The organism is Streptomyces sp. SID3212, assembly GCF_009865405.1.
In the GTDB taxonomy this organism is placed as follows: domain Bacteria; phylum Actinomycetota; class Actinomycetes; order Streptomycetales; family Streptomycetaceae; genus Streptomyces.
In genome coordinates this window covers 1-2,688 of the sequence record NZ_WWJY01000079.1, presented here as the reverse complement: position 1 = coordinate 2,688, position 2,688 = coordinate 1, and the positions used below count along the sequence as shown (strand labels likewise).

2 protein-coding genes and 1 pseudogene are annotated in these 2,688 nt (G+C 71.1%); all 3 read left to right on the top strand.

The features are described from left to right. The coding region (locus tag GT042_RS02735) for a TIGR03089 family protein (RefSeq protein ID WP_272925668.1) at positions 1-432 on the top strand (432 nt) is incomplete at its 5' end. A gap of 220 nt (positions 433-652) precedes the next feature. Continuing rightward, positions 653-2,146 carry an LCP family protein gene (locus GT042_RS02730; RefSeq protein WP_161307097.1) on the top strand — a complete coding sequence of 498 codons (1,494 nt, stop codon included), beginning with the start codon at positions 653-655 and terminating at the stop codon, positions 2,144-2,146. Between the two features lie 231 nt (positions 2,147-2,377). Continuing rightward, positions 2,378-2,688: pseudogene (locus GT042_RS38645) on the top strand (LytR family transcriptional regulator); the annotation flags it as partial.

Genomic DNA, 2,688 nt, shown 5'->3' with positions numbered 1-2,688 from the left:
GCGTGCGGTGGCGAGCGGGTGGCGCTCGCGCTGCGCCCCCTGGGCGGCCGGTTCCCGGCGGCACCGGCGGGCTTCGCCGACTACGCCGTGGAGGTGCCGGGGCAGGGCGACCGGTTCGCGCCGTACGCCCCGGTGGATCCGGAGGCGCCCGGCCTGGTGATCGGGGGTGACGGGTCCTCTTCCCGTACGGAGCTGACGTGGGCCGGTCTGGTCGGGCGCGCCCGCGCGGACGCCGGGGTACGGGGCCTGGGGCCCGGGTCGCGGGTGCTGTCGGGGCTCGCGTACGACACCTGGGAGGGCCTCTCGGCCGGGCTGTTCGCGCCGCTCGCGGCGGGCGGGTCGGTCGTGCTCTGCCGGAATCTCGGGGAGCTGTCGGCGCAGAGCCTCGAAAAGCGGGTCGAGAGCGAGCGGGTGACCGACCGCGCGGTGTGACCGCGAGCCGCGTGTGCCGCGTTAACCGACCTTTCACATATCGGTAGGACAATCCCTTCCTGCGATACCCGTCCGGCACACGGCGTGCCGAGCCCGCGGCAGGGAACGTGTATCGCACGACAAGATCGGCGAAACGTGCGGCACATCGCACAACCAAGCGCGGGGTTCGCCCGTCTACCCCTGCAACCGGCGGCCCAGCGCGCCGCCGACGCCTTGAAGGATGGACGCAGACGTGACCGACAGTGCCGGCACCCCGGCCGAACCGGACAACCCGGCCGAGGACGAGCCGCAGGGCGGGGCGCCTGGGCTCGACAAGAGTGCGACGGCGTCCCCGCCACCCGATGCCGGGACACCCACGGAACCCGTCACCACGGAAGCGGGCGCGAAAGCGGAGGCGGATGCGGATGCGGAGGCGGATGCGGAGGCGGAGGCGGAGGCCGTAGCGGAAGCCGACAAGGACGCCGACGCCGACAACGTCACCGACGACGCCACTGACGGCGGTACGGACAGTGGTACGGCCCCCCAGGCCGCCGCCCCCGCCGACAACGATGCCGCGACCGAGCCCGGCCACCCCCGCCCCCGGCGGCACTGGCTGCGGTGGACCGCCATCGGCACCTCGGTCGTCCTGCTCGGCGTCTCCGCGGCCGGCTGGTGGTTCTACCGGAAGCTCGACGGCAACATCACCACGGACACCACCGCCGCCACCGAGTTGCGTACGTACGAGAAGGAACGTCCCGTCCCCGTCGCCACCGACGCGACGAACATCCTGATGATCGGCTCCGACAGCCGGGCCGGCGACAACGACAAGTACGGCCGGGACGACGGGGGTTCGCAGCGGTCCGACACGGTGATCCTGCTGCACCTGGCCGCGAACCGGGAGAGCGCGACCGCCGTCTCCGTACCGCGTGACCTGATGGCGGACATCCCCAGCTGCCGCGAGGCGGACGGCTCCCGCAGCCGGGCGCAGTTCGCGCAGTTCAACTCGGCGTTCGAGCTGGGCGGCGCCGCCTGCACCATCCGTACCGTCGAGAAGCTCACCGGCATCAGGATCGACCACCACATGGTGATCGACTTCAGTGGCTTCAAGGACATGGTGAACGCGGTGGACGGCGTCGAGGTCTGCCTCGCGGAGCCCGTCGACGACGTGGACGCCCATCTCAAGCTTCCCGAGGGCCGCCAGAAGCTCAACGGCGAGCAGGCCCTCGGATTCGTGCGCAGCCGCCACGGCATCGGCGACGGCAGCGACACCCAGCGCATGGACCGGCAGCAGCGGTTCCTGGGCGCGTTGTTCAAGAAGGTGCAGAGCAACGGCGTCCTGCTCAACCCGACGCGGCTCTACCCGGTGCTGGACGCGGCGACGAAGTCCGTCACCACGGACCCCGGGCTGAACAGCCTCAAGGACCTGTACGACTTGGCGCGTTCCATGCGGGACGTACCGACGGAAAAGGTGCAGTTCCTCACCGCTCCGCGCCAACCGTACTCAGGCAACCGCAACCGGGACGAACTGGTGCAGCCCGAGGCCGACAAGCTCTTCAAGGCGCTGCGCGAGGATTCCCCGATCTCCGTCGAGGCGAAGGACGACGGGGACACCGGGGTGGTCGCGGACAGCGACGGAGAGTCGTCAACGGCGACGCCCTCCGAACGCCCCACGGAGAGCCCGGACGAGAGCCCGACGTTCTCGGGCACGAATGCCGCGGTGGGGATGTGCGGGTAAAGCCGGCGCCAAAGTGAAGGGCGCCCGGTGAGAACTCGATGAGGAATAGGCGTATTGCCCGCTTATAAGGAGCGTGCAATGTGTCACTGGCGTCACTGGACGCCGAACGGGGCGGATAGTGTGACGCGATCCGGTGCGTCCGGCCGTCAGGTCGCGCACTGCTGGATCGAATGACCGAGCGCCTTCGGGGGGAGGCGCCTCGCGTGGCACCGACGGAGGATTCAAGCAACCGTGGATGCGCAGAACCGAGGACAGGCGGACGAAATCGACCCCGCCGACCAGTGGGTCCTCAACCCGCGAACCGGTAATTACGAATTGCGACTGGACCACTCCGGAGGGCAGTCACCCCCGGTGTCGCCGTCCCCGGGGAGGTCTTCCGGAAGGCGCGGCTCAGCGGCGGGCACACCGGCGGCGGGCGCACCACGGGAGGGCCGGCCGGGGACCGGCGGTCCACGGCGGGGCGGCGCCCGGCAGAAGGGCTCCGAACCGGACACCGACACGGCCCCGGCGCGCCCCGACGTACCGGGGCAGCGCGGCAGCCG